The sequence below is a fragment of the Bradyrhizobium guangdongense genome (assembly GCF_006483445.1).
GTDB lineage: Bacteria > Pseudomonadota > Alphaproteobacteria > Rhizobiales > Xanthobacteraceae > Bradyrhizobium > Bradyrhizobium guangdongense_A.
The window spans coordinates 1-2,552 of the sequence record NZ_PPPT01000340.1; the positions used below are offsets into that span (position 1 = coordinate 1).

At 63.0% G+C, this 2,552-nt stretch carries 3 protein-coding genes; all 3 read right to left on the reverse strand.

The window, feature by feature from the left end:
• The coding region (locus C2U70_RS32660; RefSeq protein WP_140982900.1) for a pyridoxal-phosphate dependent enzyme at positions 1-607 on the reverse strand (607 nt) is incomplete at its 3' end.
• A gap of 77 nt (positions 608-684) precedes the next feature.
• Positions 685-1,914 carry an SAM-dependent methyltransferase gene (locus C2U70_RS32665; protein WP_140982903.1) on the reverse strand — a complete coding sequence of 410 codons (1,230 nt, stop codon included), beginning with the start codon at positions 1,912-1,914 and terminating at the stop codon, positions 685-687.
• A gap of 94 nt (positions 1,915-2,008) precedes the next feature.
• On the reverse strand, positions 2,009-2,552 hold a 544-nt coding region (locus C2U70_RS32670), incomplete at its 5' end, for a DUF1365 domain-containing protein (protein WP_140982906.1).

A 2,552-nucleotide genomic window follows, 5' to 3' on the forward strand; every position in this document is an offset into this window, starting at 1 on the left:
CCTTGTTCTTTTCCTTCAGGTAGCGGCTGATGCCGGCGAGCGTCCCGCCGGTGCCGACCGAGCAGATGAAGCCGTCGAGCTTGCCGCCTGTCTGCTGCCAGATCTCCGGTCCGGTCGAATCGTAGTGCGCCTTGGGATTGTCGAGATTGTTCCACTGGTCGGCGAACAGCACGCCGTTTGGCTCGGTCTTGCGAAGCTGGTCGGCGAGGCGTCGGCCGACATGCTGGTAGTTGTTCGGATTGGAGTAGGGCAGCGCCGGCGACTCCAGCAGCGTGGCGCCGCACAGACGGAGCATGTCCTTCTTTTCCTGGCTCTGCGTCTCCGGGATCACGATCAGCGTGCGATAGCCCCGCGCGCTGGCGACGACGGCAAGGCCAATGCCGGTATTGCCGGCAGTGGCTTCCACGACAAGACCGCCGGGCTTCAGCTCGCCGCGCTTCTCGGCCTCGAGGATCATCCATTTGCCGGCGCGGTCCTTGACGGACTGGCCGGGATTCATGAACTCGGCCTTGCCCAGAATGGTGCAGCCGGTCGCTTCCGAGGCGCGCTTCAGCTTGATCAGCGGGGTATTGCCGATCGATTCGACGACGTCATTTTTGATGGTCATGTCAGGGGCTTGCCGGTCGTTTCCTCATGTTGGCAGCGACCCTAAAGGAGCGGGCCTGAGGGCACAAGCGGCCCCGGTCATCGCTGCTTTGCGAAGACGACTTGCCTGACGTCGATATTCCCGGAGAGAAAGCCGGCCTCGCAATAGGCGAGGTAGTATTCCCAGAGCCGCCTGAACCGGTCGTCGAAGCCGAGCGGCACGAGGTTCGGCCAGGCCGAGCGGAAGTTGTTTCGCCAGGTGGCGAGCGTCTTGGCATAATCTTGCCCGAAGATGCGCTCCCGGATGACAGGGACACCAAAGGCGTCGCCCAGCGACTTGAGCACCGCGGGCGAGGGCAGCATGCCGCCGGGAAACACATAGCGCTGGATGAAGTCGACCTCGCGCCGGTAGCTCTGGAAAAGCGTGTCCTGGATGGTGATGGCCTGGATGCCGGCGAGCCCGCCCGGCAGCAGCCTGTCACGCAATTGTGCGAAGTATTTTGGCCAAAACTCCTCGCCGACGGCCTCGATCATCTCGATCGAGGCGATGCGATCGTACTGGTCGCGCTCGTCGCGATAATCCTGCAGACGGATTTCGACCTGTTCCGAGAGCCCGGCCTCGTGGATGCGCTTTTGCGCGAAGTCGCGCTGCTCGGTCGAGATGGTGAGACCGACGACGCGCGCGCCGTAAACCTTTGCGGCGTATTCGGCAAAGCCGCCCCAGCCGCACCCGATCTCGAGCAGCCTTTGTCCGGGTTGCAGGTCGATCGCCTCGGCGAGCCTCCGGTACTTGTTGGTCTGCGCTGCCGTGAGATCGGCCGTGTGCTCTTCGAACAAGGCCGACGAATAGGTCATGCTCGGGTCGAGCCAGGCCGAATAGAAGGCGTTGCCGATATCGTAATGCGCCTCGATGTTGCGGCGTGCCTGGCGCTTTGTGTTTCGGTTGAACCAGTGGCGCACGAGCTGCACGAAGCGCATCAGCGGCTTGTCGTTCAGCATGGTCTCGAACACGTCGTGATTGACGCAGAAGAGGTAGAGGAACTGCGTCAGATCGGGCGTATCCCAGTCGCCGTTGAGATAGGCTTCCGCAATACCGATATCACCGCCACTGAGCAGGCGCGATGCGAAGGCGTAGTCGTGCACCCGCATGATGCCTTTCGGTCCCGGCTCGAGGCCGCCCATGCGGATCACGCGGCCGTCGGGCAAGAGCACGTCGAGCGTGCCCCGCTTCAGCCGCGATCCAAAGGCCAGCGCCAGGCGAACCAGGCGCGGCAGGTCGGAAAGCAACGTCTCCACATTGTCTGGCGTGACCGAGATCGCGTTCGGCATCAGCGGACCCATCACCTCGAAAGGTTCTGTCCGACCGCAAGGCCAGTTGCGCTCTTCCCGATGTCGCTGGACCCGAGCGCGCCCACGCAGGCGGTCAGCGGTGAGCATTATATAAGCGCGCCTTGTCGCCCGCCAAGGCGGTTTCATGTGCAACCGGCCTTGCGGTATCGCGTGGCACCAGCTTCGCGCCCTTCCACCACAGCCGCAGCGCTTCCAAGTGGATGGCGGCGATGACCTTGAAGGTCACGAGCGGCAGCGCCACCAGTGATTTCAGCAACGCTGAGGAGGTGAGTGCCTGCCGGCAACCACTGAAAGTTGCCGCCAGCAACGGTCCCTCGCGATCGGTTTCGAGGATGCGCAGACGGACCGTCTCCGAAGGCGGCAGGACGCGAAAGTGGTAGCGCATCGCCATGGCGACGAAGGGCGAGACATAGAACAGCTTGTCCTGGCTCTGCCTCAAGCCCGCCGCGTTCAAGTCGCCCGGCTTCACCGGCAGCACATAAGGGTGGATGTCGCCAAAAGTGTTGCGCACCTCGTAGATCACGAGCGCGAGCTCGCCCGACGCGCGATAGCCAAAATAGACCGACAGCGGATTGAAGGTATAGCCGAACAGGCGGGGATAGCAGAGCAGCTCGACG